Source organism: Crocosphaera sp. Alani8 (assembly GCF_038442745.1).
GTDB lineage: Bacteria > Cyanobacteriota > Cyanobacteriia > Cyanobacteriales > Microcystaceae > Crocosphaera.
Window position 1 is genome coordinate 1 of sequence record NZ_JARVCN010000321.1, and the last position, 3,644, is coordinate 3,644.

The following is a 3,644-nucleotide window of genomic DNA, read 5'->3' on the forward strand; positions in this document are numbered from 1 at the left end:
GCATAAGGCTTTCATGCTTGTTCTTAATTCTCTCATGAATAATGCAGGTTAGGTCTTAACTTTAACTTGGAGCGTCTTCCTGCTGCGGTTACTGCTCTTAGTCTCAATGCTTCTGCCTATTTAGCAGAGATTGTGCGAGGAGGTATTAAGTCGATTGATAAGGGACAATGGGAAGCATCCAGGTCTTTGGGTATGAATTCATTACAAACGATGACTCTTGTTATTTTCCCCCAAGCTTTCCGCCGTATGCTACCGCCTCTAGGTAATGAATTTATCACTATACTCAAGGATACCAGCTTGGTGGCAGTGATTGGTTTTGAGGAGTTATTTCGCCAAGGACAGTTAATTGTTGCGACAAATTATCGTGCTTTTGAAATTTACGCTGCTGTCGCTCTGATTTACTTAGCTTTAACGTTACTTTCATCGAGAGCTTTTCATTGGCTTGAAAATTGGATGAATCCAATTCAACCTTAATCTTTTTTACTATATTATTAACTCATTACAATCCCCAAACATCCGACATATCTTCAATTGATGGGTCATCGTATCGTTCCACTGTTTCGAGCCATTCACTCATTTCCTCTTTAATTGTTTCAAAAAGTTCGTTTAAATCATCTTCATCTATTAAACCTTTTTCCAGCAAGAAACTATAAAACTTTTTGAGACTAGCTGCATTAGCTTTGATACTTGATTTACTTGACCATGTTGCCTTTTTGATAAACCAATAACCTAAAAACTCACTGATACTATGAACACCGTCTTTGGCTTGTACTGCATCTTCATAAAGTAAATATTCATTGATATAAAAATCGACATTAGAAAGATGATTCTTGATAGTTTTTTGTGATAAACCTGATGATTTTAACCAGCTTTCAAAATCCGTTAATAACTTCTGATTAGCTGTTCTTATCTTTTCACAATCAGCTTCATATTTCTCGTAATCATTCATGACATAGTTAAAACTTAGATATCATAGTACACGAACCCTAAAATTAACCATTGCAATAGTAAAATTCAATTTTAATTATGACACAAATAATTCAAATTTAGAATAATTGTACTCAAGCCTATTCTTGGGCAAAGAACCCTTCATATGTCTGAAAAACCAAAATAGATGGACTTATTTGAGCAAAGCTATCAACAGAAAGTTAGAGAGCAAGCCCCCCTAGCGGAGCGAATGCGCCCTCGTACTCTAGATGAATTTGTCGGACAAAACCATATTATTGGTGCGGGACGCTTACTTCGTCGTGCCATTGTTGGGGATCAATTATCCTCACTAATTTTCTTTGGACCCCCGGGAACAGGCAAAACTACTTTGGCTCGCATTATCGCTCAAACGACCCACGCTCATTTTATGGCCATCAATGCGGTCTTAGCTGGAATCAAGGATATCCGTGAAGCCATTTCTACAGCTACCGAGCAAGGGAAATACTACCAACAAAAAACCATTCTCTTTGTTGATGAAGTCCATCGTTTCAATAAATCCCAACAAGATGCACTACTCCCTTGGGTTGAAAATGGGACAATCATCTTAATAGGAGCCACAACAGAAAATCCCTATTTTGAGGTTAATAAAGCTTTAGTCAGTCGTTCCCGTCTGTTTCAGCTAAAACCATTAACCCCCGAAGATTTAGCTCAAGTAATCAGCCAAGCTTTAGCCGACAGTGAGCGCGGTTATGGCCAATCAGCCGTTCACATAGAAGCAGAAGCGATTACACATTTAACTAACGTTGCCAATGGCGATGCGAGATCCTTACTCAATGCCCTAGAACTAGCAGTAGAAACTACTCCTCCTAATGAAGCTCGAATAATTCACATCGATCTAGCTGTAGCTGAAGAATCGATTCAACAACGAGCCGTCCTCTATGATAAACAAGGAGAGAGTCATTTTGATACTATCAGTGCCTTTATCAAAAGTATTCGGGGTTCTGACCCCGATGCTGCTCTATATTGGTTAGCTAAGATGATTTATGCTGGAGAAGACCCTCGTTTTATTCTCCGTCGCTTGTTAATTTTGGCTAGTGAAGATGTGGGATTGGCAGACCCCAATGCTCTTGTCATAACTAATAGCTGCGCTCAAGCCTTTGACCGAGTAGGGATGCCCGAAGGAAGATACATGATAGCTCAAGCCACCTTATATCTAGCTACTGCCCCCAAATCCAATAGTGTTATGGGCTTCTTCGATGCCTTGGGAGCAGTAGAAGAGGAATTACACAACGATATTCCCAATCACCTTAAAGATGCCAACCGAGATCAAAAAGCAATGGGTCATGGTGCTAATTATCTCTATCCCCATGCCTACCGCGATCATTGGGTAGAGCAACAATATCTTCCCACTGGTTTGCAAGGACGAGTTTTTTATCAACCCTCTGATCTCGGTAGAGAAGCCGAAATTAAAACTCAAGTCGCAAGACGTAGAGAAGCTCAACTAGCAGCCCAGATTGAGGGGATAGGTGTAACTTCTATGTCTATGCTCACCTATTCACAAACCGATAAACAAGTCGAACGCTGGTTCGAGCGGACTATTGATCAAACAGGACAAAAACTCTCACAAATCAGAGATCGCTTGTTGGCTTTAGCACCACTTCAACGTCATCATTTAATTCTTGACCTCAACGCCAAAAGTGGTTTATTGACTTGGGAGGCATTGAGACAAGTCCCAGAAGGAGGAGTTTATGCTTGCGTCAGCCACCCTACTGAAGCATTCGCCTTAAGGGAGCAGGCTAAGAACTTACCCGAACTGCTGCGACCAATAGTCTTAACAGCTTCTTTGAATCAATTACCCCATGTTTTAGCCGAACAAGACAAAGATATTCGCTTTGACTGCATTATGGGACGTAATGCACTGAGCATAGAAAAAGATAAAGTCAAGATGCTCAATAATTTAATTCCTTGGTTGAGTCCTCAAGGAGTATTGATATTAGCCGAAACCTTACCTCGTCACACTCAAAGACTTTACGATCTACTTCAACCAGAGTGGTTGCCCTCAGAACTGTTAGACAAGTTAAAAATAGCCGAATCAGCCATTTATCAAGATACAAGTGACCCTATGGTTAATTGGGATGGCTTTGATTTACAGAAAGATTTACAAAAAGCAGGACTAACAGTAAAGGTTGAACAACAGCGATCTCACACATCAATATTAATCACTACTGCCTTAGTAGAGCGTTGGTTTGCCACAACTCAAATAAATCATAGACCTACTTATCGGCAGCATCTAAAAAATAAATTAACTGATAATCAAATCAACCATGTCAAACAAGTATTTACCAAATATTTACTTAATCAAACGGTAAATTGGTCTAGTACAGTAGCTTATTTAAAAGCATCTTTGGCAAGAGAAACCCATGTGTAAATTTCTCGTTGATGGACATAAAGCATCTGTAAAATAAAAGGCGGGAGCTTGAAGAGACCTTCCTTTTATTGTTAAAATAGAGTTAGAACAATACAAAAGGCTAGTAAGATTGTGACGGACAAACAATAATACAAAGCTAAAAAATTTGTCTCTAACCTAAATAATAACCTAAAAAATATGACAGCTAGTCAAGTCTCTAAATATAGAGAAATCCTTTTTATTAAAGACCCCGAAGAGGAAGCTTCTCAAAAAGTCTGGGGGGACTCGCCGAAAGTTAGGGGACAAAGAT

The 3,644-nt window shown here is 39.4% G+C and carries 2 protein-coding genes and 1 pseudogene; 2 read left to right on the plus strand and 1 reads right to left on the minus strand.

Going from position 1 to position 3,644, the window contains the following annotated elements:
• Positions 1–48 precede the first annotated feature (48 nt).
• Positions 49–474: pseudogene (locus P9B04_RS16935) on the plus strand (amino acid ABC transporter permease); the annotation flags it as partial.
• 25 nt (positions 475–499) lie between these two features.
• Here the strand turns inward: P9B04_RS16935 and P9B04_RS16940 are convergent.
• The gene (locus tag P9B04_RS16940) at positions 500–949 is read right to left on the minus strand and encodes a recombinase (protein ID WP_342056155.1); all 450 of its coding nucleotides are present in this window, start codon (positions 947–949) and stop codon (positions 500–502) included.
• A 165-nt stretch (positions 950–1,114) separates the two neighbouring features.
• Between P9B04_RS16940 and P9B04_RS16945 the strand changes: the two genes are divergently transcribed.
• Positions 1,115–3,355 carry an AAA family ATPase gene (locus P9B04_RS16945; protein ID WP_342056156.1) on the plus strand — a complete coding sequence of 747 codons (2,241 nt, stop codon included), beginning with the start codon at positions 1,115–1,117 and terminating at the stop codon, positions 3,353–3,355.
• Positions 3,356–3,644 lie beyond the last annotated feature (289 nt).